Annotated in this window: 22 protein-coding genes; 11 read left to right on the top strand and 11 right to left on the bottom strand. The window is 72.8% G+C overall.

From position 1 onward, the window contains the following. Window positions 1-5 precede the first annotated feature (5 nt). The gene (locus M1L56_RS04370) at window positions 6-1784 is read right to left on the bottom strand and encodes an ABC transporter ATP-binding protein (protein ID WP_067950133.1); all 1779 of its coding nucleotides are present in this window, start codon (window positions 1782-1784) and stop codon (window positions 6-8) included. A 128-nt stretch (window positions 1785-1912) separates the two neighbouring features. Here M1L56_RS04370 and M1L56_RS04365 point away from each other — a divergent pair, with 128 nt between their 5' ends. The 9 genes from M1L56_RS04365 to M1L56_RS04325 all read left to right on the top strand — a co-directional run bounded on the left by M1L56_RS04365 (window position 1913) and on the right by M1L56_RS04325 (window position 11552). Further along, entirely contained in the window at window positions 1913-2650 is a 738-nt protein-coding gene (locus tag M1L56_RS04365; protein WP_067950135.1) for a glycosyltransferase family 2 protein, read from the top strand. Then, window positions 2647-3033 carry a DUF2304 domain-containing protein gene (locus tag M1L56_RS04360; protein ID WP_067950137.1) on the top strand — a complete coding sequence of 129 codons (387 nt, stop codon included), beginning with the start codon at window positions 2647-2649 and terminating at the stop codon, window positions 3031-3033. Before M1L56_RS04365 ends, M1L56_RS04360 begins: the two co-directional genes overlap by 4 nt. Window positions 3034-3075: 42 nt before the next feature. Continuing rightward, window positions 3076-3672 carry an acyltransferase gene (locus M1L56_RS04355; RefSeq protein ID WP_067950139.1) on the top strand — a complete coding sequence of 199 codons (597 nt, stop codon included), beginning with the start codon at window positions 3076-3078 and terminating at the stop codon, window positions 3670-3672. Further along, complete coding sequence (locus tag M1L56_RS04350; RefSeq protein ID WP_248598316.1) at window positions 3669-4757, top strand: DegT/DnrJ/EryC1/StrS aminotransferase family protein; 1089 nt, start codon at window positions 3669-3671, stop codon at window positions 4755-4757. The genes M1L56_RS04355 and M1L56_RS04350 overlap by 4 nt, the downstream gene beginning before the upstream one ends. Continuing rightward, window positions 4757-5752: a Gfo/Idh/MocA family protein gene (locus M1L56_RS04345; RefSeq protein WP_067950143.1), complete on the top strand. Its 996-nt coding sequence runs from the start codon at window positions 4757-4759 to the stop codon at window positions 5750-5752. The genes M1L56_RS04350 and M1L56_RS04345 overlap by 1 nt, the downstream gene beginning before the upstream one ends. A 3-nt stretch (window positions 5753-5755) precedes the next feature. Continuing rightward, window positions 5756-6928 carry a glycosyltransferase family 4 protein gene (locus M1L56_RS04340; protein ID WP_282573212.1) on the top strand — a complete coding sequence of 391 codons (1173 nt, stop codon included), beginning with the start codon at window positions 5756-5758 and terminating at the stop codon, window positions 6926-6928. Window positions 6929-7014: 86 nt separating this feature from the next. Beyond that, window positions 7015-8205 (top strand): UDP-galactopyranose mutase, encoded by a 1191-nt coding sequence (glf, locus tag M1L56_RS04335; RefSeq protein WP_248598314.1) that lies wholly within the window; start codon window positions 7015-7017, stop codon window positions 8203-8205. A 19-nt stretch (window positions 8206-8224) separates the two neighbouring features. Beyond that, on the top strand, window positions 8225-10225 hold the full coding sequence (locus M1L56_RS04330; RefSeq protein WP_248598313.1) for a DUF6541 family protein: 2001 nt from the start codon (window positions 8225-8227) through the stop codon (window positions 10223-10225). 34 nt (window positions 10226-10259) lie between these two features. Next, a complete protein-coding gene (locus tag M1L56_RS04325; protein ID WP_248598312.1) occupies window positions 10260-11552 on the top strand; it encodes a nucleotide sugar dehydrogenase in 1293 nt (430 codons plus the stop codon). Between the two features lie 58 nt (window positions 11553-11610). Here the strand turns inward: M1L56_RS04325 and M1L56_RS04320 are convergent, their stop codons facing one another. Beyond that, window positions 11611-12678, bottom strand: a complete 1068-nt coding sequence (locus M1L56_RS04320) for a glycosyltransferase family A protein (protein WP_248598311.1) — start codon at window positions 12676-12678, stop codon at window positions 11611-11613. Further along, window positions 12671-13756 (bottom strand): glycosyltransferase family 4 protein, encoded by a 1086-nt coding sequence (locus M1L56_RS04315; RefSeq protein WP_248598310.1) that lies wholly within the window; start codon window positions 13754-13756, stop codon window positions 12671-12673. The genes M1L56_RS04320 and M1L56_RS04315 overlap by 8 nt, the downstream gene beginning before the upstream one ends. Before the next feature lie 43 nt (window positions 13757-13799). Between M1L56_RS04315 and wecB the strand changes: the two genes are divergently transcribed. Continuing rightward, on the top strand, window positions 13800-14867 hold the full coding sequence (gene wecB / locus M1L56_RS04310) for a non-hydrolyzing UDP-N-acetylglucosamine 2-epimerase (RefSeq protein ID WP_248598309.1): 1068 nt from the start codon (window positions 13800-13802) through the stop codon (window positions 14865-14867). 6 nt (window positions 14868-14873) lie between these two features. Here the strand turns inward: wecB and M1L56_RS04305 are convergent, their stop codons facing one another. The 6 genes from M1L56_RS04305 to M1L56_RS04280 form a co-directional block, all read right to left on the bottom strand. Beyond that, window positions 14874-16004, bottom strand: coding sequence for a glycosyltransferase family 1 protein (locus tag M1L56_RS04305; RefSeq protein WP_248598308.1), 1131 nt, complete (start codon window positions 16002-16004; stop codon window positions 14874-14876). Continuing rightward, window positions 16001-17134 (bottom strand): glycosyltransferase family 1 protein, encoded by a 1134-nt coding sequence (locus tag M1L56_RS04300; RefSeq protein WP_248598307.1) that lies wholly within the window; start codon window positions 17132-17134, stop codon window positions 16001-16003. Before M1L56_RS04300 ends, M1L56_RS04305 begins: the two co-directional genes overlap by 4 nt. A 29-nt stretch (window positions 17135-17163) precedes the next feature. After that, window positions 17164-18294 (bottom strand): glycosyltransferase, encoded by a 1131-nt coding sequence (locus M1L56_RS04295; protein ID WP_248598306.1) that lies wholly within the window; start codon window positions 18292-18294, stop codon window positions 17164-17166. Between the two features lie 45 nt (window positions 18295-18339). After that, a complete protein-coding gene (locus tag M1L56_RS04290; protein ID WP_248598305.1) occupies window positions 18340-20697 on the bottom strand; it encodes a VCBS repeat-containing protein in 2358 nt (785 codons plus the stop codon). A gap of 166 nt (window positions 20698-20863) precedes the next feature. Next, window positions 20864-21703 carry a glycosyltransferase gene (locus M1L56_RS04285; RefSeq protein ID WP_231878644.1) on the bottom strand — a complete coding sequence of 280 codons (840 nt, stop codon included), beginning with the start codon at window positions 21701-21703 and terminating at the stop codon, window positions 20864-20866. Further along, complete coding sequence (locus tag M1L56_RS04280; protein ID WP_248598304.1) at window positions 21700-22650, bottom strand: glycosyltransferase; 951 nt, start codon at window positions 22648-22650, stop codon at window positions 21700-21702. Before M1L56_RS04280 ends, M1L56_RS04285 begins: the two co-directional genes overlap by 4 nt. Before the next feature lie 144 nt (window positions 22651-22794). On the opposite strand from M1L56_RS04280, the gene M1L56_RS04275 reads away from it, so the two are divergent. Continuing rightward, window positions 22795-23934 carry a glycosyltransferase gene (locus tag M1L56_RS04275; RefSeq protein ID WP_067950170.1) on the top strand — a complete coding sequence of 380 codons (1140 nt, stop codon included), beginning with the start codon at window positions 22795-22797 and terminating at the stop codon, window positions 23932-23934. A gap of 19 nt (window positions 23935-23953) precedes the next feature. Here the strand turns inward: M1L56_RS04275 and M1L56_RS04270 are convergent, their stop codons facing one another. Both M1L56_RS04270 and purE read right to left on the bottom strand, forming a co-directional pair. Further along, the gene (locus M1L56_RS04270; protein WP_248598303.1) at window positions 23954-25333 is read right to left on the bottom strand and encodes an LCP family protein; all 1380 of its coding nucleotides are present in this window, start codon (window positions 25331-25333) and stop codon (window positions 23954-23956) included. Then, window positions 25330-25797: a 5-(carboxyamino)imidazole ribonucleotide mutase gene (gene purE, locus M1L56_RS04265; protein ID WP_248598426.1), complete on the bottom strand. Its 468-nt coding sequence runs from the start codon at window positions 25795-25797 to the stop codon at window positions 25330-25332. Before purE ends, M1L56_RS04270 begins: the two co-directional genes overlap by 4 nt. Window positions 25798-25857 lie beyond the last annotated feature (60 nt).

Here is a 25857-nt window from a genome sequence, read left to right as displayed (position 1 = left end):
CCCGCTCATGTCAGGCCGGCGAGCGCCGCCTGCACCTTGAATTCCGGCACGCGGGACACGAGCTCGGCGAACGTGCCCTGCGCCACGATCCGGCCGTCGTCGAGGTAGCAGAGCAGGTCGTTGTCGCGCACGGTCGAGAGCCGGTGCGCGACGGAGACGACGGTCACCTTGCCCTCGAGTGCGCGGATGGCCTGCGCGACATCCGCCTCGGTCTTCGTGTCGAGCGCGCTCGTCGCCTCGTCGAGGACGAGGACGAGCGGCTCGCTGTACAGGGCCCGCGCGATCCCGAGGCGCTGCCGCTGCCCGCCCGAGAGGGAGATGCCCGCATCGCCGATCCGCGAGTCCATTCCGCCCGGTCGAGCGGCGATGGCCGGCCAGAGCTGCGCCCGCTCGAGGGCGCGCTGCACGCGGTCGTAGTCGATCTCGCCCTCCCACGACAGCGCCACGTTCTGGGCGACGGTGCCGTTGAACAGGGCCACCTGCTGGGGCACGTAGCCCACGCGGTCGCGCCACGCCGCCAGCACGCGCTCGAGCGGCATCCCGTCGACCTCGATCGTGCCCTGCGAGGGCGAGATCAGCCCGAGCAGGATGTCGACGACCGTCGACTTGCCGGCACCGGACGGGCCGACGAGCCCGAGGGTGGAGCCCATCGGGATGTCGAGGTCGATGCCTTGGACGGCCGGGCGCTCGGAGTCCGGGTAGCTGAACGCGACGTCGCGGAGGACGAGCCGCTCGGGCTCGCCACGGAGCGGCTCGTGGCCGATCTCCTCGGCGCGGCGGAGGTGCTCCTGGGCATCCTCGACGTCGCTCACGACCATCTCGACGTGCGGCGCGTTCGCCTGCGCGTTCGTGAGGAGGCCCTGGAAGGAGATGATCGACGGCACGATGCGGAAGCCCGCGACACCGAACAGCGCGACCGCCGCGATCGCCTCCGAGAGCCCGCCGACGGCGTACGCCGCGCCGCCCACGATGACGAAGCCGCCGACGAGGGCGCCGTCGAGCACGAACTTCGGCACGCCGCCGAGGAAGTAGAGGTTCGCCCGCGCCCGCGTCGACGAGATGCGGTTGCGGTGCACGTTCGCGGCGACCTCGGCCGCCTTGTTGCGCAGCGTGATCTCCTTCAGGGCGTTGACCATGTCGGTCATGATCGCCGCGGCGCGGATGGAGTAGTCGCGGTTGACCCGGCCGGCCTGCACGGCGCGGCGCGAGACCCAGCGGTAGAGCAGCAGGCCGATGGCGCCGAGGTAGACGACCGTGATGAGCGCGGTGAGCGGTGCGGCGACGAGCACGACCACGAGCACGGCGATGAACGTCGTGATGAGCGAGGGCAGCGTGATGACGGGCAGGAGGAAGCCGGACGTGGTCGTCGCCACGCCCACGTCGACGAGCCGGACGAGCTGCGAGGTGCTGCGCGTGATGCGCTCGACCCACGGCGCGCGGATGTACGCATCGAACAGCCGATCGCCGACCGTGAGCTCGTACTTGGCGAACTTGCGCGTGGCGACCCACTGCAGCAGCACGTTCAGCGCGGACTTCAGGATGATCAGCAGCGACACGGCGAGCAGCACCCACACGTACCCGTCGATGCCGACCTGGCCGATGCCGGGGATGTTGATGGGCGCCGACTGCACCATGGAGCCGAGGGACAGCGCGAGGATGCCGAGGGCGAGGATGTCGAGCAGGGCGAGCGCGCTGGAGAGGACCACGAACCACCAGAGGAACGCGCGCTCCTCGGGGGGAAGGATGGGCAGCAGGCGGCGCAAGGTCCGCCAGATGAGCTTCACGGAACCAGATTCTCCTCTCACGTGTCGCGGGGGTCATCCTCCCACACCGGCGGTGCGTGCCCGCTGAGACGGCGGATGCCGCCTGCGGCGTTCCGGATGCGCGACGACGCCGCTGATACGATCCCTTCATGCTTCCGAGGCCCCAGGGCACGCTCATCGTGCTGCCCGCGTTCAACGAGGAGGCCTCGGTCGGAGCGGTGCTGGCGGAGATCCAGCGCGCGATGCCGGGCGTGCCCTGCCTCGTCGTCGACGACGGTTCGACGGATGCCACGGCCGAGCGTGCCGCGGCGGCCGGCGCCACGGTGCTGCGCCTGCCCTACAACCTCGGCGTCGGCGGCGCCATGCGCGCCGGCTTCCGCTACGCCAAGTCGGAGGGGTATCGCACGGTCGTGCAGCTCGACGCCGACGGCCAGCACGACCCGGCCGAGGTGCCCGAGCTGATCGCGGCGCTCGACCACAGCGACATCGCGATCGGCGCCCGGTTCGCGGGCAAGGGCGAGTACGCCGCGCGCGGGCCCCGCCGCTGGGCGATGGTCGTGCTCTCGCGCGTCATCAGCCGCATCAGCCGCACCCGCCTCACCGACACGACGAGCGGCTTCAAGGCCAACGGGCCCCGCGCCATCGCGCTGTTCGCCGAGCACTACCCGGCCGAGTACCTGGGCGACACCGTCGAGGCCCTCGTCATCGCCGCCCGCGCGGGCCTGCGCATCCGCCAGGTGCCCGTCGCGATGCGGCCCCGCCAGGGCGGCGCGCCCTCGCACCATCCGATCAAGGCCGCGGTCTACCTCGTGCGCGCGTTCGTCGCGCTCGGGTTCGCCCTGCTGCGCCCCCGGGTGGTCATCCCCGAGACCGGAGGCAGCCGATGAGCACGGGCACCTACCTCCTCGGCGTCGTCGCGGCGCTCATCGCGTTCGCCGCGGTCGTCGAGCTGCTCCGTCGCCGGCGGCTCCGCGAGCGGCACGCGATCTGGTGGTTCTTCGCCGCGGTCGGCGCGCTGGTCATCGGCTTCTTCCCGAGCCTGCTGACGTGGGCCGCCGACCTGCTGAACGTCGGCGTCCCCTCGAACCTCGTCTTCTTCGTCAGCATCGTGATCCTGTTCCTCGTGAGCCTCCAGCACGCCGGCGAGCTCACCGACCTGGAGGACCGCACGCGAACGCTCGCCGAGGAGGTCGCGCTGCAGCAGGTAAAGTTGGACCGCCTCGAGCGGGCGTCCCGGCCCGACGACGCCGACACCGACTCCCCCGACTGATCGCGGCACCCGCCCACCACCGGGCGCGGCGCCGGAAAGGACATGCCCGTGACTACGATCGCTCCGAGCGCGGACGTCTCAGACGACGCCGTCATCGGCGACGGCAGCAAGGTCTGGCATCTCGCGCAGGTCCGAGAGGGTGCTCGCCTCGGCGAGAACTGCATCGTCGGCCGTGGCGCGTACATCGGCAGCGGCGTCGTCCTGGGCGACAACTGCAAGGTGCAGAACTACGCGCTGGTCTACGAGCCGGCCGAACTCGGGCAGGGCGTGTTCATCGGCCCGGCGGTGGTGCTCACCAACGACACCTATCCGCGGGCGATCAGCCCCGACGGCTCGCTGAAGAGCGCCCACGACTGGACCCCGGTCGGGGTGACCATCCGCGACGGCGCATCGATCGGCGCACGCGCCGTGTGCGTGGCGCCGGTCACGATCGGGCGCTGGGCCACCGTGGCCGCCGGCGCGGTCGTCACGAAGGACGTGCCGGACTTCGCGCTCGTCGCGGGCGTGCCCGCGCGACGCATCCGCTGGGTCGGCCGCGCGGGCGTGCCGCTCGAGCAGCAGGGCGACGCCTGGGTGTGCCCCGAGACCGGCGAACGCTACATCGAAGACGCAGGGATCCTGCGGGAGGAGCAGTCATGAGCGAGTTCATCCCGGCCGCCAAGCCGATCGTCGGCGACGAGGAGCGGGCCGCGGTCGACGCGGTCCTCGCCTCGGGCATGCTGGCGCAGGGCGCCGAGGTCGCCACGTTCGAGCAGGAGTTCTCCGAGGTCCTCCTCGACGGGCGCGCCGTCGTCGCCGTCAACTCGGGCACCGCCGGCCAGCACCTCGGCCTGCTGGCCTCGGGCGTGGGTCCGGGCGACGAGGTGATCGTGCCGTCGTTCACCTTCGCCGCGACCGCCAACTCCGTCGCCCTCACCGGCGCGACGCCGGTCTTCGCCGACATCGAGCCGAACCACTTCTGCCTCGACCCCGCCGACGTGGCCGCCAAGGTCACCGAGCGCACGGTCGGCATCATGCCCGTGCACCTCTACGGGCATCCCGCGAACATGACCGCCTTCGAGGAGCTCGCGGCCCAGCGCGGCCTGGCCCTCTACGAGGACGCCGCGCAGGCGCACGGCGCGAGCCTGAGCGGACGCCGCGTCGGCACGTTCGGCCGCTTCGCGATGTTCAGCCTCTACCCGACGAAGAACATGACGAGCGGCGAGGGCGGCATGGTCTCCACCGACGACGCCGGCGTCGAGCGGATGCTGCGCCTCCTCCGCAACCAGGGCATGGAGAAGCAGTACGAGAACGAGGTCGTCGGCTTCAACGCCCGCATGACCAACATCCACGCCGCCATCGGCCGCGTGCAGCTCACCAAGGTGCTCGGCTGGACCGAGACCCGCCGCCGCAACGCCGCCTTCCTCGACGCCAACCTCAAGGGCGTCGTGACGCCCCCGGTGGCCGAGGGCGCCGAGCACGTCTACCACCAGTACACGATCCGGGTCCCCGAGGACCGCGACGGGTTCGCGACGGCGCTGCGCGAGCAGTACCAGATCGGCTCGGGCGTCTACTACCCGATCCCCAACCACCGCCTCCCCTCGTTCGGCCTCGACCTCGACCTGCCCGAGACCGAGCGGGCCGCGCGCGAGGTGCTCTCGCTGCCGGTCCACCCGTCGCTGTCCGAGGCGGACCTCGAGCGCATCGTCTCGGCCGTGAACGAGCTCGCGAAGGCGGGTGCGTGATGGCGGAACTGCGCATCGGCGTCATCGGCCTCGGCATGATGGGCCGTCACCACGTCCGCGTCACGCGCGAGCTCGAGGGCGTGCGCCTCGTCGCCGTCGCCGACGCGCAGGGCGACCCGCACGGCGTGGCCGGGGGCCTGCCCGTGCTCGAGTCCGTCGCGGCGCTCATCGAGCAGGGCATCGACGCGGCCGTGGTCGCCGTGCCCACCGGCTACCACGAGGCGGTGGCGCTCGAACTGGCGGATGCCGGCGTGCACACGCTCGTCGAGAAGCCGATCGCCAGTGACAGCGCCGCCGGCGAGCGCGTCGCGTCCGCGTTCGAGCGGGCCGGCCTCGTCGGTGCCGTGGGCCACATCGAGCGGTACAACCCGGCACTCCAGGACCTGCGCCGTCGACTCGCCGAGGGCGAGCTCGGCGAGCTGTACCAGATCGCCACGCGACGCCAGGGTCCGTTCCCGGCGCGGATCGCGGACGTCGGCGTCGTCAAGGACCTGGGCACCCACGACATCGACCTCACGGCCTGGCTGGCGCAGTCGGCGTACACGAGCATCGCCGCGCGCACCACGACGCGCAGCGGTCGCCCGCACGAGGACATGGTCTCGGCCACCGGCCAGCTGGCCAACGGCGCGATCACGAACCACCTCGTCAACTGGCTCTCGCCCATGAAGGAGCGCGTGACCGTCGTCACCGGTGAGCGCGGCGCGTTCGTCGCCGACACGGTGAGCGCCGACCTGACCTTCTTCGAGAACGGCACCCAGACCACCGAGTGGGAGTCCGTGGCGGCGTTCCGCGGCGTGTCGGAGGGCTCGATGATCCGCTTCGCACTCGCCAAGCGCGAGCCGCTGCGGTCCGAGCACGAGGCGTTCCGCGATGCCATCCTCGGGAAGTCGTCGGAGACGGTGACCATGCGCGAGGGCCTCACGACCCTCCGCGTCGCCGAGGCGGTCGTCGAGTCCGCGCGCACCGGCCAGTCGCAGTCGCTCGCGGCCGCCTGAGCGATGGCGGACGCGCCCCGGATCCTCATCGCCTCCCGCCTCTTCGCTCCCGAGGTGAGCGCGGGGGCCTTCCGACTCCGTGCGCTCGCGCGGGGTTTCGCGCGGCGAGGCTGCCGCGTGCGGGTGCTCACGACCACCCCGCCGAAGACCGCTCCCGCCCAGCAGGTCGACGAGCCGGGGATCGAGGTCTCGCGCGTGCCCGTGCTGCGCGACCGCGGCGGGAACGTGCGCGGCTACGTGCAGTACCTGAGCTACGACATCCCGCTCGTGTTCCGCCTGCTCTTCGCGCGCTACGACCTGGCGGTCGCGGAGGCGCCGCCCACGACGGGGCTCGTCGTGGCCGTGGTGAGCGCACTGCGGCGCAAGCCGTTCGCGTACTACGCGGCCGACGTGTGGACCGACGGCGTGATCTCGATGGGTGCGCCACGGCTCGTGGTGCGGATCATGCGCGCCGTCGAGGGCGCGGTGCTCCGTCGGGCCGCGAGCGTCCTGTCGATCTCGGACGAGGTCACCGACCGGCTGGTCGAGCTCGGCGCGCGCCGCGACCGGATCGCGACCGTGGGCAACGGCGTCGACACCGGGCTCTTCTCACCCGACGGCCCCGCCAAGGAGGACGACGGCCCGTACCTCGTCTACACCGGCACGATGTCGGAGTGGCAGGGCGCCGAGCTGTTCGCCCGGGCGATGCCGGCCGTGCTCGAGCGTCACCCCGACGCCCGGCTGCGCTACTTCGGGCAGGGCGCGTCCGAGCCCGCCATCCGAAGCGAGGCGGCACGGGTCGGCGGTGACCGGATCGTCCTCGGCGGCGTGGTCCCCCCGACGGAGGCGGCCCAGTGGATCCGCGGGGCGGCCGCCGCGCTCGTGAGCATCGTGCCCGGGATCGGCTACGACTTCGCCCGACCCACCAAGACCTACGCGGCCGCCGCGTGCGGAGCGCCGGTGATCTTCGCCGGCACCGGCAGCGGCGCCGCGCTCGTGCGCGACCACGGCCTCGGCGAGGCGGTCGCCTTCACGCCCGAGGCCGCGGCGGAGGCCATGATCCGCGCGATCGACGCGTGGCGCTCCGGCGAGACCGACGCGGGCCGCGCCGCCCGCGCCGGCTGGGTGCAGCGCAACGCCTCCCTCGACGCCGTCGGGGGCGCCGCCGCCGACGCGGTCCTGGCCGCGAGCCGGTGAGGCGCGGCATCCGTCGCACCCTCACGGGAAGCGCGGATGCGGTGTCGAGTACGCTTGATCGTCGTCCCGAGAGGAACCCCCACCCCGTGAACACAGACCTGCTCGTCGTCGGATCCGGCTTCTTCGGCCTCACCATCGCCGATCGCGCGGCCCGCGAACTCGGCCTCCGAGTCACCGTCATCGACCGCCGGCCGCACATCGGCGGCAACGCCTACAGCGAGAACGAGCCGCAGACGGGCATCGAGGTGCACCGGTACGGCGCCCACCTCTTCCACACCTCGAACGAGCGCGTGTGGGAGTACGTCAACCGGTTCACGACCTTCACCGACTACGTGCACCGGGTGTACACCCAGCACCGCGGCGAGGTCTTCCCCATGCCCATCAACCTGGGCACGATCAACCAGTTCTTCCGGTCGGCGTACGGGCCGGATGCCGCGCGCGAGCTCATCCGCGAGCAGGCCGGCGAGCTCGCGGGCACCGACCCGCAGAACCTCAACGACAAGGGCATCCAGCTCATCGGACGCCCGCTGTACGAGGCGTTCATCAAGCACTACACCGCCAAGCAGTGGCAGACCGACCCGAGCGAGCTGCCCGCCGAGGTGATCTCCCGGCTTCCGGTGCGGTACACCTACGACAACCGCTACTTCAACGACACGTACGAGGGCCTGCCCACCGACGGCTACACGGCGTGGCTCGAGCGCATGGCCGACCACCCGAACATCGACGTGCACCTCGACACCGACTTCTTCGACGAGTCGCAGCCGTTCTCGAAGGGCAACGCGGTCGGGCAGGTGCCCGTCGTCTACACCGGTCCAGTCGACCGCTACTTCGACTACGCCGAGGGCGCCCTGCAGTGGCGCACGCTCGACTTCGAGGAGGAGGTCCTGCCCACGGGCGACTTCCAGGGCACGAGCGTCATGAACTACCCCGACGCCGATGTCCCCTTCACGCGCATCCACGAGTTCCGGCACTTCCACCCGGAGCGCGACTGGTACCCCACCGACCGCACGGTGATCATGCGGGAGTTCTCGCGCTTCGCCGAGCAGGGCGACGAGCCGTACTACCCCGTGAACACCGCCGCCGACCGCGAGCGGCTCCTGAAGTACCGCACCCTCGCCAAGCAGGAGCGCGACGTCCTCTTCGGCGGCCGGCTCGGCACCTACAAGTACCTCGACATGCACATGGCGATCGGTTCCGCCCTGACCATGTTCGACAACCGCCTGCGTCCGTTCCTCGAGGGCTCCGGCCCGCTCGAGTCGGGCGACGGCGAGGCGTGATCGAGGTCCCCGCCCACAGATGAGCTGGATCGAGGCGTTGCCCGCGATCGCGGTCGCGATCGTGCTGTTCGTGGTCCCCGGTGCGCCGTTCGCGCTGCTGCTGGGACTGCGCGGCGTCGCGTTCCTCGGCGTGGCCGTCGCGGCGTCCGTCGGCATCGTCGGCGCCGCGTCGATCGCCGCGCCGCTCGTCGGGCTCGACTGGGGCCTGCTGCCCGTCGGCATCCTGGCGGTCGTCGGCGGCCTCGTCGGGTTCGCCCTGCGTCGCTGGTCGCGTCGCCCGTCGTCGCGGGACGCCGGCGGCTGGTCCGAGCTGCTGCACGCCGCCGCGGGTCTCGCCGCGGGGGCCGCGCTCATCCTGGCGACGCTGCTGCCCGGCATGGGCTCGCCGCGCAACCCGTCGCAGACCTACGACGCGATCTTCCACCTCAACGCCGTGCGGTGGATCGCCGACACGGGCGACGCCTCGCCCTTCCACATGACGATGACGACGCCCGGCGCCTCGTCGGGCTTCTACCCGACGACGTGGCACGCCTTCGCGGCCCTCGTGATGCCCGCGGCCGGTGCCGATCCGGTCGTCGCCGCGAACTCGCTCGCCGTCGTCGTCGCGGCCGTCGTGTGGCCGGTCGCCTGCGTCTTCCTCGCCCGCATGCTGTTCGGGCCGCGCCCGCTGGTCCTCGCCCTGGCCGGAGCCCTCAGCGCCGGGTTCGCCGCGTTCCCCTACCTGCTCGCCTGGTACGGCGTGCTCTACCCGAACTCCCTCGCGATCGCACTGGTCCCCGTCGCCCTGGGCTCGCTCGTCGGCGCGGTCGGCGGCAGCGCTCCTCGGCTCGTCGGCATCACGCGCCGGGCCGACGACGCCCGGATTCCGCCCGCCCGCCTCGATGCCGGGGCATCGCCCCTCGCGTGGGGTGTCGCGACCCTCGTCGCGGTCGTCGCGGCGACGCTCGCACACCCCAACGCCCTGTTCTCGATCTTCGTGCTCAGCGCGCCGCTCGTCATCGCGGCCGCCGTGCGCGGCGTCCGCACCGCGACGCGCCCGTCGCGACGGGTGCTGATCGTCGCAGCGACGCTCGCGGTGTTCGCCGTGGAGGCATTCATCTGGTCCCGGTTCCAGACGGGCGACAACGGCTGGCCGTCGGTGCGGCCGTTCTACGTCTCGCTGGCCGAGGCCCTCCGCAACAGCCCGCTCGACATCACCGTCGGCTGGGTGGTCACCCTCCTCGTCGGCATCGGTGTCGTGGGCGGCCTGCTGCTCCGGCGCACGCCGGGCTGGCTCGTGGCCTCGTGGCTGCTCGCCGCGACGCTCTTCGCGTTCGCGAACGGCTGGCCCGAGGGTCCGCTCCGCACGGCCATCACCGGGCTCTGGTACAACGATGCGTTCCGGCTGGCCGCCCTCGGGCCGGTCGTCGCCGTGCCGCTGGCCGTGGTGGGCCTCGTGCTCGCGCTCGACTGGGCCGGCGCCGGCCTCGACCGACTGGCACGACGCCGTGGTGCGGAGCCATCGGCGGCCCTGCGCGCGACCGTGCTGTCGCTCGTCGCCGCGATCGCCGTCGTGGGCACCCAGTTCGGCGCGATCCGGAGCATCGACGGCAACCTCGCGGACGTCTATCGCCTCGATGCCGACAGCCCCTCGGTGAACCCGGACGAGCTGGCCCTGTTCGACGACGTCGCCGAGCTGGTCCCCGAGGACGCGGTGATCGCCGGGAATCCGTGGAACGGCAGCGCGCTCGTGTACGCGTTCACGGGCCGTCAGGCGCTGTTCCCGCACGTCGGCGGCGCCTACCCCGAGGCGCACCGCGCGATCGCCGAGGGGCTCGCCGACGGCGCGCCCGAGGCCTGCGCGGCGGCCGCCGAGCTCGGCGTCACCCACGTCATCGACTCCGACGACCGCATGCTGTTCATCGGCGACGCGCGCGCCGAGCTGTACCCCGGCCTGACCGACCTGCCGCGCGACCCCGCCGCCCTCTCGTTGCTGGCCGAGCGGGGCGACGCGAGACTGTACGAGGTGACGGGCTGCTGAGCCGCGTCGCACACACCAAGAGGAGAGCATCACTGTGAAGATCGCCGTCATCGCCCTGGGCAAGATCGGACTGCCGCTGGCCGTGCAGTTCGCCTCGAAGGGCCACGACGTCGTCGGCGTCGACGTGAACCCGCGCACGGTCGAACTCGTCAACGCCGGGATCGAGCCGTTCCCCGGAGAGGCGCACCTCCAGGAGCAGCTCTCGGAGCTGGTGCCCGCCGGCCGCCTCCGCGCGACGACCGACTACGCCGACGCCATCCCCGGCGCCGACGCGGTCGTGCTCGTGGTGCCGCTGTTCGTGGACGCCGAAGCGCGGCCCGACTTCGGCTGGATGGATGCCGCGACCCGCTCGCTCGGCGAGCACCTCACGCCCGGCACCCTGGTCGCCTACGAGACGACGCTGCCGGTCGGCACGACCCGGGGCCGCTGGAAGCCGATGCTCGAGGAGACCTCGGGCCTGGTCGAGGGCCGCGACTTCCACCTCGTGTTCTCGCCCGAGCGCGTGCTCACGGGCCGCGTCTTCGAGGACCTGCGCAAGTACCCCAAGCTCGTCGGCGGCCTCTCCGAGGCCGGCGCGCAGCGCGCGATCGAGTTCTACGAGGCCGTGCTGGACTTCGACGAGCGCAGCGACCTCCCTCGCCCGAACGGCGTGTGGGACCTCGGTTCCGCCGAGGCGTCGGAGCTCGCGAAGCTCGCCGAGACGACCTACCGCGACGTGAACATCGGACTGGCCAACCAGTTCGCGCGCTTCGCGCAGAAGTCGGGCATCGACGTGTACAAGGTCATCGAGGCGTCCAACTCGCAGCCGTACAGCCACATCCACCAGCCGGGCATCGCGGTCGGCGGGCACTGCATCCCCGTGTACCCGCGGCTCTACCTCTGGAACGACCCCGAGGCGACCGTCGTGCGCGCGGCGCGCGAGGCTAACCTCGACATGCCCGACTACGCCGTCGGCATGCTGGAGGGCGCGATCGGCGAGCTCGCCGGCCTCCGCGTCGTGGTGCTCGGCGCCGCCTACCGCGGCGGCGTGAAGGAGACGGCGTTCTCGGGCGTGTTCGACGCCGTCGCGTCGCTGCAGCGCCGCGGTGCCGAGGTGCTGGTGCACGACCCGCTGTACACCGACGACGAGCTCGCCGGTCTCGGCTTCACGCCCTACCACCTGGGCGACGACATCGACGCGGCCATCGTGCAGGCCGACCACGCCGAGTACCGTTCGCTCGCCCCGGCCGACCTGCCGGGCGTGCGGGCGTTCATCGACGGCCGTCGCGTGAGCACCCCCGAGGCGTGGGGCGACGACGTGGTCTACCGGGTCATCGGCCGGGCCTGATCGGAGCGGATGCCGCGCGGCGCCCGCGTGCGCGCGGATCCGTGGCCCGCGGCATCCGTCACCGCCGCGCCAGCACCGTGGCGATCATGTAGCGCAACGGCGCTTCGCGGGCGCCGAGGTACCGCAGGCGGCGCGGCAGCAGGGCGGCGGGGCTGGCGAACCGCCGGCGCTCGCGCGCCCGCCGGTTGAGATCGTCGTCGGAGACCGCCTCGTCGCCGGCCGCGTCGACGAGCGCGCGCTCGAGGCGGGAGAGCCGCTCCAGCGCGTCCGGGGCGAACGCCGCGAGCGCCGTCGCCAGGACGGAGAGATCACGTCGGTCTTCCGGGGCCCAGGCGTGTCCGCTGCGGTAGAAGAGGGCGCCGAAGACGTTGATGCGCCACATCTTCACGGCCCAGGCCGTCCGGTGCGGCCGCGGCGCCCCGACCAGCCACGGGGCCTCGAGCAGGAGCGGGAGGTAGGCGAGCTCGTCGGCGATCGGCCGCGGCGTGAACGTGACGCGGGTCGGCGCGTCGTCGTGCACGAGGTACGCCGGCGCGCGCCGGGCGAGGCTGATGGCCGCGCCCGACGACCACAGCCGACCGGAGTACTCGAGGTCCTCTCCCACACGCGGTCCGACGGCCATGCGCACGTCCGCGAACCGGGCTCGCGAGACCAGTCCGAGCGGCGCACTGCGGTAGCTCAGGCGATCGGCGACGCCATCGAGGCGCCGCGAGCGCCAGGGCCGGACGGGCGGGGTCGGGATCGTCGCTCCGCCGGCGTGCCGGAGCGGCGGGATGACGACGTCGGCATCGTCACGGTCGGCGACGCGGAGCCAGGCGTCGATCGCCCCGGGCTCCAGCTCGTCATCGGACCCCATCACCGAGGTGAACCGGGCGGTGGCGGCATCCAGGCCGGCGTTGAACGGGCCGGTCGGGCTCGGGATGCCGTCGTGGTGCTCGATGAGTCGCACCCTCGGATCGTCGGCCGGTGCCCCGAGCCGCCCCGCGATCGCCTCGGTCGGAAGGTTGTGGCAGACGACCGTGACGCGGAGCGCCGCGGACGATCGCAGCACCGACGCCACGGCCCGGTCGATGGCCCGCGCGGGGTCGTGCACGGCGATGACGACGTCGACGTCCGGCTCAGCCATGGGCGAGCACCGCCTGGCGGTAGGCCGCATCGTAGGCTGCGGCACGGGCCGCGGGACTGACGCGCGATCGGAGCGGTGCGGCGATGTCGTCGGCCGAGCGGTCCCGGGCGAGCTCCAGCGAGCGCTCGACGGCATCGGCGTAGGCGATCCCCGTGCGCTCCGCCACGAGGATGCCGTCGGGTTCGGCCACGAAGTCCCGCTGGCCGCCGTTCGCCCCGACGACCACCGGACGGCCGCTGAGGAGCGCCTCGGCGATGGACACGCCGAAGGTCTCGACCGAGGTCGGCAGCAGGAAGAGGTCGGATTCCGCGAGCGCGGCGGCCACGCCCTCGGGCGCCAACCCGCCGGGCAAGTCCACGACGTCGTCGACGCCGAGCCGCCTGGCGAGCGCACCGACCTCGGCGCGGGACGGGCCGTCCCCGATCCATCGGAGTCGCGCATCGCGTCCGCGTCGTCGCAGCTCGGCGACCGCCTCGACGGCGAGATCGGGGCCCTTGCGCGGGATGAGTCCGCCGACTGCGACGAGACGCAGCGGTCCGCCGGCCGGCGGGCGCGGTCGGGGCTGCTCCGGGGCGTCGACGGCATTCGGGATCACCTCGACGGTCCGGCCCAGCCTCGCCTCGAGGTGCTCCGCGAGCGCCGAACTCACGGCCACGACGACGTCCGGCCGCCGCATCAGCCGGAGCGCCGCACCGAGGCCGAGGCGTGCCGGAAGGCCGACCGTGGACGCATCGAGCAGGGCCGACCAGTGCTCGGTGTGCACCCACGGGATCCGCACCCGCAGGGGGGCGAAGGGCAGCAGCGCCGACGGCGACATGGTGTGCACCAGGTCGCAGCGCGCGAGTCCGGCCCGCAGCGCGCGGGAGGCCCGCAGGATGTCGACCGGGTTCGACGTCGACATCGCCAGCCGGCGCACGCCGGGCGCGGCATCCGTCGGCCCCACCGCACCATGCGGATGCAGGTGCAGCACGTCGACCTCATGGGTGCGCCGGAGCAGTTCGACGTCGCGGCGGACGAAGACCCCTGAGGCCGGTGCGGACGCGGACGGGAACCACGTGGTGACGACCAGGACCTTCACCCGAATACGCTAGCACCGGCCCGTCACCGTAGAATCGGGGCCCGTGAAGGTCATCAGCGTCGTCGGCGCGCGCCCCCAGTTCGTCAAGCTCGCCCCGATCGCGCACGCGGCGGCCGCCGCCGGGGTGCAGCACGAGATCGTCCACACCGGGCAGCACTACGACCCCATGCTCTCGGACGTCTTCTTCGCCGACCTCGGGATCCCCGCACCCGACGTGCACCTCGGCGTCGGCTCGGGCAGCCACGGCGTCCAGACGGGCGCGATCCTCGGCGCCCTCGACGCGGTGTTCGAGGAGCACGCGCCCGACTGGGTGCTCGTCTACGGCGACACCAACTCGACGCTCGCCGCGACGCTGAGCGCGGTCAAGCTGCATCTTCCGGTTGCCCACCTCGAGGCCGGGCTGCGTTCCTTCAACCGTCGCATGCCCGAGGAGCACAACCGCGTGCTCACCGACCATGCCGCCGACCTCCTCCTCGCGCCGACGGAGGTGGCCGCGCGTCACCTCGCCGACGAGGGCCTCGCCGCCCGGTCGGTGGTCGTCGGCGACGTGATGACCGACGTCCTGATGCAGGTTCGCGACGCCCAGCAGGGCCGTCCGGTCGAGCTCGTCGACGAGCTCGGCCTCGAGCCGGGCGGGTACTCCGTGGCGACCATCCACCGCGCCGAGAACACCGACGACCCGGCGCGGCTGCGCATGATCGTCGACGCGCTGTCGACCATCGACCACCCGGTGGTGCTGCTCGCGCACCCGCGCGTCATCGCGCGGGCCCAGCAGCACGGGATCGACCTCGACGCCGGCTCGCTCGTCTCGCACGCGCCGCTCGCCTACCCCGACCTCATCAACGCCGTCCTGTCGGCGCGCGGGGTGGTCACCGACTCGGGCGGACTGCAGAAGGAGGCGTTCCTCCTGCGCGTTCCGTGCACGACCGTGCGCACCGAGACCGAGTGGGTCGAGACCGTCGAGCTGGGCTGGAACGTGCTCGCCAACGGCGCCGAGGAGATCCGCGACGCGGTCGGCCGTGCCGCGCCGCAGCCCGCGGATGCCGCTCCCTACGGCGACGGGCGGGCGGCCGAGCGCGTCATCGACGAACTGGTGCGCCGCGCCCGCTGAGCCGGCTCACGCCGAGCGCGCACGCGCGGCCAGCGCGTCGATCGCGCGACGCCACACGGCGACCTGGGTCTCGCTGGACAGCTCCGCGGCGGCCCGGTCGGACGCGGCCTTCCACTCGGCGACGCGCTCGGGCGTGAGCGCGTCGATCTCGCGGGTCAGGTCGTCGGCGTCGAATCCGGCGGTGACCGTGCCGAGTCCGTGCCGCTGCACCACACCGGCCATCTCCGGGGACGGGCCGACGATGATCCCGAGGCGCGCCTGCACGAAGTCGAACAGCTTGTTGGGCAGCGCCCAGCGGTAGTTGAAGTTGATCGGCGGGAGCACGAACACGCCGACGTCGTACTCGGCGAGCTTCCGGATCAGGTCGGCGTACGGTACGGGCGGGTGCAGTCGGACGCGCTCCGACTGACGGTCGCGGATCTCGGCGATGAGGCCGGGGTCGTTCTCGGTGAGGTACAGGTCGAGCGTCACGGGCCTCGTCGCGCGCTCCACGGCGTCGATCATGAGCGTGATGCTGCGGTTGCGCAGGCCGGCACCGCTGTGCACGAGCCGGATGGGCTCTCCGACCGGCGTCGGCGCCGCGGCGACGTACGGGGCGGCGTTCGTCGCGACCCCCGCGCGGATGCCGAAGACGCGCTCGTACTCGGCGGCGACGCCCTCCCCCACGGTCGTCACGGAGTCGGCGCGACGCACGTAGCGGCGAACGAGCCACGCCATGAGCGGGGCGAAGAAGATCCGCCACCGCAGGTCCTCGTATCGCTGGCGGGGGGTGTACTCGTGCAGGTCGGCGTGGACGCCCCCGCGCGGTCGCAGCCCGATCGCGAGCGGAACGGTGTCGAGGTCGTTGGCGAGCACGACGTCGAAGGTGCGCTCACCGAGCAGCCGTTGCGCCTCGACGACGGCGCGGTTGCCGCGGTACGCCCGCTCGAACCGTCGGAGGACGAGCGCGACCCGGTCGAAGCGCCACGCGGGAGCGTCGGAGGGGATGCGCAGGTGCTCGACCACGCCGTCCGGCGCCGCCCCGTACCCGCACGTGGTCACGTCGTAGTCGCGGGTGAACTCGCGAACCTGCTTGAGGACCCGGGCATCGCCGCGGATGTCGGAGAACGAGAGGATCAGCAGCGAGGGCCGGCTCACGAGGGGCTCCCGGCCCCGAGCAGTCGATCGATCGCGGTCTCCCATCCGTGGACCTCGCGTTCCGCCGACACGACCGGCGCGGCGGCGTGCGAGGCGAGCTTCATCCGGCGGACGGCGTCGCCGTCCAGGGCATCGATGGCGCGGGCGAGGGACTCGGCGGTGAAATCGTCGGCGACGGCGCCGAGGTCGTGCTCGCGGACGTAGTGCGCCATCTCCTCGGAGGGGCCGACGATGATGCCCAAGCGCGCCTGGATGTAGTCGAAGAGCTTGTTGGGCAGCGCCCAGCGGTAGTTGAAGTTGACCGGCGGCAGCACGAAGACGCCGACGTCGTACTCGTTGAGCGTCGCGATGAGGCGGTCGTAGGGAACCGGGTCGTGCAGCCGGACCCGGGTGCTGCGCTCGGCGTGGCGGCGGATGCGGTCGAGGTAGGCGGGGTCGTTGGGCGTGAGGTAGAGATCGAAGGTCACCTCGCGCCGGGCGAGCTCGACGCCCTCCACCATGGTCATGAGGTTGCGGTTGCCGAGGCCCGCCCCGCTGTGCACGAGACGGATCGGATCGCCGACGGGTCCCGGCTGGAGGTCGGCGTAGGGCGCGGCGTTCGTCACGACCGCGGGCGCGAAGCCGAACTGGCGCTCGTACTCCCGCGCGAGGCCGGCGCCCACCGTGGTCCAGGATGCCGCACGCGCCGCGTAGCGTCGGGCGAGCCATTCGGCGAAGGGGCGGATGCGGCGATTCCATGCGGCGTGCTCCTCGTGCAGCCGCGGCGCGTACTCGTGCAGGTCGGCGTGGACGCGACCGCCGTCGGCGACGCGCAGCGCGAGGGGCACCGCCTCGAGGTCGTTGGCGAGCACCGCGTCGAACCGTCGTCCGGCGAGCGCCTGGCGCACCCACCGCACGGCGGGAAGGCTCCAGAAGGCGCGCCGATACCAGCGCAGGGTGATGAGCCGGCCGTTCAGCGCCGTGACCGAGAGCCCGTCGGGGATTCGGATGTGCTCGACGCCCTCCGGCGCCTCGCCGTACCCGCAGGTGGTGACGGCGTAGCGGTCGCGGAACAGGCGCACCTGCTTCAGCACGCGCGCGTCGCCGGCGATGGGCGAGAACGACAGGATCAGGAGCGCAGGCTTGGTCATCGTCCCTCTCTCATGCACCGGTGCGGTGCTCAATGCGGCCACCCCACGTACCTGAGCAGCCGGCGCAGGTCGGACTCCCGGTCGAGCGCGTGCCGCAGGTCGCGGGTGAGCAGCCGGTCGGCGCGACCCGCGCGGTTGCGGCGCCGGCCCGCTTCCCGGAGCGCGCCGAGTTCCGCGGGCCGTTCGGCGACGAGGAGATCGAGGATGGCACGGTCGCGCCGCGACATCGGATCGAGCGCGCGCGGCGCGATCGAGAGTCCCGCCTGCGCGAGCGAGCGATAGGCCTCGTGCTCGCCGGGGCCGAGCGAGTCGGCCTCGGCGCGCCGGACCAGACCGCCCACGAGGTGGATCCTGAGCGTCTTGACGACGAGCGCGTGACGGCGGGAGGGGGGCATGGCGGCCACCCACGGCTCGGCGAAGAGCCCGAGGAACGGGGCGAGCTCGTCCTCCACGTCCATCGGGGCGGTCGTCACCCGCACGGCGGCGTCGGCGCCGATCACGTAGCCCGGGTCGGCGGGGTGGAAGTCGATGCGCTCGGCGAAGTTCCAGAGGCGGGCCGAGAACGGGGCGTCCTCGCCCGAGCGGAGCCCCGGCACGAATTCGAGTCCGAGCCGGTCGACCAGTCGCCGGTCGATGAAGGCGAGCGGCGCCGTGCGGTAGGCGAGGCGGTCCTTCACGGGGTCCAGCCGGCGATGCCGTCCGCGGCGGCTGAGGGGGTTCGCCATCGGCGGGCCGTCCTGATGGCGCAAGGGCAGCACGAGCACCTGCGGGGCGTCGCGTTCGAGGTGGCGAACCGCGGCGTCGACCGCGCCCGGGTCGAACCAGTCGTCGGAGCCCATGACGCTCACGTAGGGCGCTTCCGCACGGGCGAGTCCGTGGTTGAAGGGGCCCGCCGGGCTGCGGATGCCGTCGTGCAGCTCGAGCCACCGCACGTCGGCATCGGCGAACCGCTCGACCGTGGCCGCGAACGCCGACGCCTCGATGTTGTGGCACACGACGGTCACCCGCGCGCGCGCCGGCGCACCGTGCCGGCGGCCCGCTCCGGGCTCGCCCACGATCGAACCGATCGCCCGTCCGACCGGGCGCCGCGCGTCGTGAACGGCGATGACGACCTCCGCGACGGGACCGGCGGCCGTCACTCGCCTGACCTCACGGAGCACACCCGACGATCCTAGCGGAACCGCCCCGCGCAGCCCGGCGACCGGTCAGCCGATGAGCGTCATGGACTGCCATCCGCTGCCGACCTGGCGTACGGTCAGCCATCCGCCCCGGCCGTTGCCGGGATACAGCCGGAGCACGCCGTCGGAGCTGCGGGCCAGGACGTCGGCCCTGAGGTCGCCGTCGAGGTCGCCGGGGCTGCCCACCCACGTCATGCCCTGCCAGCCGCTGCCGATCACGGTCGGGGCCGCGTACCCGGTCGCGGTGCGCGCGTACAGGCGCATCTCGCCCGCGCTGGTCACCGCGATGAGGTCGGGGCGCCCGTCGCCCGTGAAGTCGCCCGGGCTGAACACCCACCGCATCGTCTCCCAGCCTCCGCCGACGCGGACGCGGGGTTCGAACCCGCCTGCGCCGTTGCCGGGGTAGATCCAGAGGACCCCCGAGCTGTCGCGGGCCATGATGTCCCAATCGCGATCACCGTCGACGTCGCCGCCGCCGAACACCGCCGTGAAGCCGCCCCAGCCGTTGCCGGCCTTCACTCGAGGGGCGAACCCGCCGTTGCCGTCGCTCGCGTGACGCCAGAGGTCGCCCGCGGTGTCGCGCGCGAACACATCGCGACGCCCGTCGCCGTCCCAGTCGCCTCCGCCGAACACGAGGTTCGTGCCACCCCACTCGCCGGGCGCCGTCCGACGCGGCAGCCAACCGCCCGACCCGTTCGACGGGTAGATCCAGGTGCCGACGCCCGAGGCCTGCGCGATGAGGTCGCGCGTGCCGTCGCCCGTGAGGTCGCCCATGCCCGTCGTGAGCGGGACCACCCGGCCGGATTTCGCACCCGGACCGGCGAGGAGCGCCATCCCGTTCCACCCGTTGCCGATGAGCTTGGGTGCGCGCCAGCCGCCCGTGCCGTTGCCGGCATACAGGTAGAGGCCACCGGCGCCGTCGCGCGCCAGGAGGTCGTCGCGTCCGTCGCCGTCGAAGTCCCCGGGCGTGATGATGCTGGTCATCACGTTCCAGCCGGTGCCGACCCGTTGGGCGGGCTTCCATCCGGCACGGCCGTCGCCCGCGTAGAGCCACAGGGCTCCGTCGGCGGCGCGACCGAGCACGTCGGGGTTGCCGTCCCCGTTCACGTCGATGCTGCCGACGAACGTGGTGAACACGTTCCAGCCGATGCCCACCTGCTTCGGCGGCGCGAACGTGCCGTTGCCGTTGTTCATGTGCAGGCGCAGCACGCCGGCCGCATCCCGCGTGAAGAGGTCCTGGTCGCCGTCCGAGTCGAAGTCGCCCGCGGCGAACATCGCGGTGACGTTCTGGAACCCGGTCCCGGCCTCGACGGGGCTCCGGAAGTTCCCGCGGCCGTCGGTCGGGTAGGTCCGCAGGGTCCCGGCCGCGTCGATCGCCATGACGTCGCGGTAGCCGTCACCGGTGACGTCGCCCACGCCGTCGATGAACTTCATGTTGTTCCATCCGCTGCCGACCTGCACGCGCGGTCGCCAGCCACCCGTACCCGACCCGGGGTAGAGGTACATGGCCCCGGCGCCGTCGACGGCGTAGACCATCGGGATCTGGTCGGTGGACAGCGGCGCGGGCGGCGGTGCGGCCGGCGCGCTCGTCGAGCCGAACCAGTCGGTGAAGAGCCTCCAGAAGTTGCGGTTGCCGTAGCTCGAGCACGCGTCGCCCGTGCCGTACAGGTTCGCGAGCGCCGCCGCGTTCGGGCGGTAGGGCGTGTAGATGTACAGGCCCGCCGTCGCCTGGTTCTGGATGTACACCTGCGACGATCCGCACGCCGTGTTCGGGTGCCACAGGATCGTGTTGTACCGACCCGCCTGGTAGGCGCGGATGCCCGGGTTCGCACGGTACTTCCGGAACTGCCAGGCGGCGTTGTACACCTGGTTGAAGAAGCCGTAGTAGTTGGCGTCGCAGTCGGCAGTGTCGGGGCAGCCGTAGCCCGTGGCCGAGCGGTACTGCCGCGACGACGGCGACGAGTCGGTGACGATGCCCTGCTCCTTCTCGAGCAGCACGATCAGCGAGCGCGGGTTGATCCCGCAGGCGCGCGCCACCTTGTAGATGATGAGCGCGGCGGACTCGTTCGCCTGGCCTGCGTACGCGGCGCAGCCCTCGCTGCGGGCGGGCTGGCTCGTCGTGGCCTGCGAGTAGTCCTTCAGGCACACGTAGCCGCTCGCGCAGGTCGGCACGCGGGCGTTGAGGAAGGACTGGATCTGCGCCGCGGTCATCGTCGAGCTGTCGTAGAAGACCTGGTCGCTGATGATCATCCCGGCGTTGAAGTCCTTCGGATCCGCCGCCGCCGCCGCGCTCTGCGCAGGCATCGTCACCTGCGCCGTGAGCGCGCTCGCGATCAGCGCGACCACGGCTCCCGCCGTCGTCAACATCGCACGTACCGACGCCATGTCATTCCCCCCGAACCGCCCCTGCACGCAGGGACACGGGCCTCATGGTAAGCGGATGCCGGGGGCCCCGGGGGGTATTCCGGCTCGGCGCGTCGCATCGCGGGCGGCGCGTCCCGTCCGGCGCGAGCGGGCGTCGCGAGCGCGCCGACGGATGCCGCCGGGCGGTTCAGGCGTGGTCGGAACTCGATCCGCGGGCGATGAGGCGCCGGTACGCGCGACGCCGGATCGGCTCGGGGACGAACCGGTAGGTGCCGCGGACGAGGACGTTCCGGAGGTACTGCAGCCGGGTGGTGAAGCCGATGCGACGCAGGGCGCGCTGGAGCTGCATCTCACTGCTCCACTGGGCCCGGCCGCCGCGCCGCGCGTAGGCGCCGTCGCCCACGCGGTACATCAGCAGGGGCTCGGCGAGGTTCCCGACCCGGGCTCCGGCGTGGATCATGCGCGCGAAGAGCCAGTAGTCCTCCATGAGGCCGAGGGGCTGGTATCCCCCGGCGCGCTCGACCGCACTGCGCCGGTAGACGACCGTCGGGTGACTGAAGGGGTCGTGGAAGCGGGCGAACCGCTCGATCTCGGCCTGCTCGGTGCGCGGCACGCGTCGGCCCACGATCGAGCCGTCGTCGTCGAGGAACTCGAGCATGCCGGTGCCCACGAGATCCAGTCCGCCCTCGATGAGCGGCAGCTGCGCCGCGAAGCGCTCCGGCAGCGAGATGTCGTCGGCGTCCATCCGGGCCACGATGTCGTGCTCGCAGCGGGCGAGCCCCTCGGCGAGCGCGTGCGCGAGGCCCGCGTTCTCCTGGATGCGGTGGTGCAGGACGGGGACGGGCGAGTGGGCGATCGCCGTCTCGATCGCGCCCTCCAGCCCGGGCGAGACCGGTCCGTCCTGGACCAGCACGACCTGGGCGGGGCGTCGCGTCTGCGCCTCGACGCTCGAGGTGAACGCCTTGGCGAAGTGCACCGGATGGTCGCCCCGGTACACGGCCATCAGGAGGCTGAACGGTTCGCTCACGGCGCCTCCACCGCCGCGATCGCGTCGGAGGCGCGGCCGAGCCCGGCGAGCGCGTCGGCGTTCGGCCGCGGACGGTAGCGGGTTCCGTCGTGCCATCCGCGACGCCAGCCGTCGGCGAGCACCGACCGGTCGGCCGAGCGCGCGAACGTGCGCACCCACCGCAGCACGCTCGAGCCCCCGTAGAGCAGCTTCTCCCAGCCGGCGAGGCTCCGCGACCGGCGGAACATCCACAGCTTGTTGCGGACCTCGTAGTAGAACCGTGCCCCCGGGTCGGCATCGGTCGAACCCAGGACGCGCGTCTTGTGCACGACGACGGATGCCGGGACGTGCACGCCGCGGCGGCCGCGGAGCGCCCGCGTGGAGTACTCGAAGTCGTCGTTCCAGATGAAGTAGTCGGCGATCGGCAGCCCGATCTCGCGGACCACGTCCGCCCGCACGAGCATCGAGACGAAGGACGTGCTGCGGATCGGTACGACGCCGCGCTCGGTGGCCGTGCGCCGCTCCCGGCGCGCGGCGAACGGCTTCGGCCGCGGCGTGTTCATCGGGTGCTCGGTGCCGTCGAACCACTCGACGCGCGAGCCCGCGACGACGGCGTCGGTGCCGGACACCCCGGCGAGCAGCTCCCGGAGGGCGGCCGGCTCGGGGACGGTGTCGTCGTCCATCAACCAGATCCAGTCCGGGCGGTGATCGGCGAGGGCGACGGCCATGCCGGCCGCGAAGCCACCGGCCCCGCCGGTGTTCCTCGGCAGTTCGACGAGGTCGACGAGGTCGCCGGCCGCGCGGGCGACGTCGGCCGAGGCATCCGTCGACGCGTTGTCGACGACCACCACGCGCTCGAGCGGCGACTCCTGGGCGGCGAGGGCGGCCAGCACCTCGGCGAGCAGGTCGCGGCGGTTGTAGGCGACGACCACCGCGACGACGCGCGCGGACGCAGGGGTGGGGCTCATTCGCTCTCGTTCTCGGTGGGACGGGACCCATCCATCTTGCCCTGTCCGCACGTCGTCGCCGTCCACAGGGTCGCGGCCGGGGCACGGCGACCGGCCCCGGACGTTACAGTTGACGGGCCGCCGCACGAGCATCCGAGGAGGGGCATGGCCACCACGCTCCGCGTGATCGTCGACCAGTTCGTCGCGCCCGTTCCCGGGCCGACCGGCCGCTACACCGAGGCCCTGACGCGCGCGCTCATCGCGACCGCGCCGCGCGGGTGCGAGGTCGAGGGCGTCGTCTCCAGCTCGCTGCCGAGCGACTACGACCGGATCCTCGAGGCGTTCCCCGGGCTGTCGGGCCTTTACAAGTCGAGCCTCGCGCGTCGCGAGCTCGCGGCGGCCTGGCAGTTCGGCCTGACGACCTCGCCGGGCGGCGGCATGATCCACGCGCCGACGCTGTTCGCGCCGTTGCGCCGCCACGACCGCACGGTCCCGGGCGAGCAGGTGGTGGTGACCGTGCACGACGTCCTCGCCTGGACCAACCCCGAGTCGCTCACGTCGGCGTCGGTGGCCTGGCAGAAGGCGATGCTGAAGCGGGCGCGACGCCACGCGGATGCGGTCGTGGTGCCGACGCACGCCCTCGCCGAGCGCCTGGCCCAGGTCGTCGACCTCGGCGACCGCGTGCGCGTCATCGGCACGGCGCCCCGACCCGGCCTGGAGGTGCCCGGCGACGCCGACGAGGTCGCGCGGCGCTTGGGGCTCCCGGCCGAGTACCTCGCGGTCGAGGGCACCCTCGAGCCGCGCAAGGGCGTGGTCGACGTGCTGCACGCGCTCGGCCGGCCCGGCGTGCCGGAGATCCCCCTCGTCGTGATCGGCCCGCAGACCTGGGGCGAACAGCACCTGGCCACGGTCGCCGAGGAGGCCGGCGTGGCGCCGGCGCGCGTCGTCGCGGTCGAACCCGACGACCCCGCCGAGCACGCGGTCGTGCTCTCGCGCGCGACCGCGGTCGTCGCGCCCAGCCACGACGAGGGCGACGGCACGGCGCTCATCGAGGCGTTCCGCCTCGGCGCTCCCGTGATCCACTCCGACACGCCCGCCTACCTGGAGGTCTCGGCCGATGCCGGCATCGCCGTGCCGGTCGGTGTCGGCGGGGGCTACGTCGAGCGCCTCGCGGCGGCGATCACCGCCGTCGTCGAGCAGCGCGACGTCGCCGAGCGACTCTCGATCGCCGGCACCGACCGGGCGCAGGCGTTCGACTGGCGCGACTCCGCCGAGCGGGTCTGGCAGCTGCACGCCGACTTGTAGCCGCTCGACCTCGCGGCGATCAGCCGGCCTGGGGCGCCGGCGGGGTCGGCTCCGCGGTCGCCGTCGTGATCGCGTCCTGGATGAGCGCGTGCACGAGGTCCCAGTCCGGGTACGCCGGGTCGACCCCGGCGTCGGGCGTGAGCTCGACGGTCGCGACCGGCAGCTCCCGGGTCTTCCCGGCGAGGTCGACGAAGTAGCCGAGCATCGACTGCGGGATGTCGGTCCGGACCGTCTCCGCGCCCGCCTGCGCGACGGCTTGGAACTTCGTGAGCACGTTCGCCGGCGTGAACTGGCGCAGGATCGCCTCCTGCAGCACGCGCTGGCGCTCCATCCGGTCGTAGTCGGTGCCGCTGTACCGCGAGCGCGCGTACCACAGCGCCGTGTAGCCGTTCATCCGCTGCGTTCCGGCCTCGACCCAGCCGTCGACGTTCTGCAGGTACTCGTCGCCGCCGATCGGCAGGCGCTCCTCGACGGTGATCTCGACCCCTCCGAGCGCGTCGATGAGCGCCTCGAAGCCCTGCATGTCGATGACGACGAAGTACTGGATGGTGAGGCCGGTGACGCCCTCCGCGGCATCCCGCATCGCCTCGATGCCCGGCGAGCTGTTGCGGCTCGCCGCGTCGGGGTAGAGCTCGGGCGTGACGACCTCGGCCTCGGTGTAGATCGAGTTGAGCAGGCACACGTCGACCAGGCACCCCTGTTCCGTGCCGTACCCGCTCGGATAGGCCGACGCCATCGGGGAGTCCGCCGGGAAGTGCACGTCCTCGAGGTTGCGCGGCAGGCCGATGAGCACGGCCTGCCCGGTCTGCGCGTCGATCGAGGCCACGGTCATGCTGTCGGGACGCGTGCCCTCGCGGTCCGGCCCGGTGTCGGCGCCGAGCAGCAGGATGTTGTACCGCCCGTCGACGGGCGGCTCGCTGGGGCCGGCCGCGAACACCGTCGACAGGAAGCCGCTCGCCGTCGTGGCGAGGTAGGCGCCGTACGCGGCGCCGCCGGAGGCGACGACCAGGACCACGGTGGCGAGCGCGGCGATCGGCGCTCGCGCCGACGGCTGCGCCTTGACCAGGCGGACGAGCCGCAGCGTGTCGAGCGTGAGCACCAGCCACAGCACGGCGTAGAAGACGAGTCCGAGCGCGATGATCCAGAGCGCGATGCTGTTCGACGCGATCGTGTACGCCACGGTGGGCGCCGCGAACCACGTGATGATCGCCGCGAGCACCAGGACCCACAGGGCGAGCGTCGCGCCGAGGCCGAAGCGGCCGAGCCGACGGTCGCCGGCGAGGACCTGCGCCGAACCGGGGATGAGGATGTTCATCCCCACGAGCCACCAGCCGCGCCGCGTCATGAGCGGGCGCGACCCGGTGTCGGGGTGCCGGATGGGACTGGCGGCGAGGGTCATCGGCTGGACTTCAGGCGTTCGTTCTTCTGCTCGACGAGCGCGGCGAGCGATGCGGCGTAGTCGGCGAGGGCGTCGCGCAGGGTGTCGTCGGACGTGGCGAGGATCTTCACCGCGATGAGTCCGGCGTTCTTGGCGCCGCCGATCGAGACCGTCGCGACGGGCACGCCGGCGGGCATCTGCACGATCGACAGCAGCGAGTCGAGTCCGTCGAGCCGGGAGAGCGGCACGGGCACGCCGACGACCGGCAGGGTCGTGACCGACGCGAGCATGCCCGGCAGGTGGGCCGCGCCGCCCGCGCCCGCGATGATCACCCGGATGCCGCGACCGGCCGCCTCCTTGCCGTAGGCGATCATCTTCTCGGGCGTGCGGTGCGCCGAGACGACCTCGACCTCGTGGGCGACGCCGAACTCGTCGAGGAGCTCCGAGGCCTCGCGCATGACGTTCCAGTCGGAGTCGGAACCCATGACGACGCCGACGAGGGGTGCGGGGGAATTGCCTGCGATCACCCGTCGATAGTAGGGCCG

The organism is Agromyces sp. C10 (genome assembly GCF_023217995.1).
GTDB classification, from domain to species: Bacteria; Actinomycetota; Actinomycetes; order Actinomycetales; family Microbacteriaceae; genus Agromyces; species Agromyces indicus.
The sequence above is the reverse complement of the archived record's forward strand: the minus strand, read 5'-3'. Positions and strand labels throughout refer to the sequence as shown.

What these genes read in the sequence shown, in the direction of transcription:
- M1L56_RS04365 (WP_067950135.1), top strand. Translation starts at nt 1,913, where the DNA reads ATGCTTCCGAGGCCCCAGGGCACGCTCATCGTGCTGCCCGCGTTCAAC.
- M1L56_RS04360 (WP_067950137.1), top strand. Translation starts at nt 2,647, where the DNA reads ATGAGCACGGGCACCTACCTCCTCGGCGTCGTCGCGGCGCTCATCGCG.
- M1L56_RS04355 (WP_067950139.1), top strand. Translation starts at nt 3,076, where the DNA reads ATGCCCGTGACTACGATCGCTCCGAGCGCGGACGTCTCAGACGACGCC.
- M1L56_RS04350 (WP_248598316.1), top strand. Translation starts at nt 3,669, where the DNA reads ATGAGCGAGTTCATCCCGGCCGCCAAGCCGATCGTCGGCGACGAGGAG.
- M1L56_RS04345 (WP_067950143.1), top strand. Translation starts at nt 4,757, where the DNA reads ATGGCGGAACTGCGCATCGGCGTCATCGGCCTCGGCATGATGGGCCGT.
- M1L56_RS04340 (WP_282573212.1), top strand. Translation starts at nt 5,756, where the DNA reads ATGGCGGACGCGCCCCGGATCCTCATCGCCTCCCGCCTCTTCGCTCCC.
- M1L56_RS04330 (WP_248598313.1), top strand. Translation starts at nt 8,225, where the DNA reads ATGAGCTGGATCGAGGCGTTGCCCGCGATCGCGGTCGCGATCGTGCTG.
- M1L56_RS04320 (WP_248598311.1), bottom strand. Translation starts at nt 12,678, where the DNA reads ATGGCTGAGCCGGACGTCGACGTCGTCATCGCCGTGCACGACCCCGCG.
- M1L56_RS04300 (WP_248598307.1), bottom strand. Translation starts at nt 17,134, where the DNA reads ATGACCAAGCCTGCGCTCCTGATCCTGTCGTTCTCGCCCATCGCCGGC.
- M1L56_RS04290 (WP_248598305.1), bottom strand. Translation starts at nt 20,697, where the DNA reads ATGGCGTCGGTACGTGCGATGTTGACGACGGCGGGAGCCGTGGTCGCG.
- M1L56_RS04280 (WP_248598304.1), bottom strand. Translation starts at nt 22,650, where the DNA reads ATGAGCCCCACCCCTGCGTCCGCGCGCGTCGTCGCGGTGGTCGTCGCC.
- M1L56_RS04275 (WP_067950170.1), top strand. Translation starts at nt 22,795, where the DNA reads ATGGCCACCACGCTCCGCGTGATCGTCGACCAGTTCGTCGCGCCCGTT.
- M1L56_RS04270 (WP_248598303.1), bottom strand. Translation starts at nt 25,333, where the DNA reads ATGACCCTCGCCGCCAGTCCCATCCGGCACCCCGACACCGGGTCGCGC.
- purE (WP_248598426.1), bottom strand. Translation starts at nt 25,797, where the DNA reads ATGGGTTCCGACTCCGACTGGAACGTCATGCGCGAGGCCTCGGAGCTC.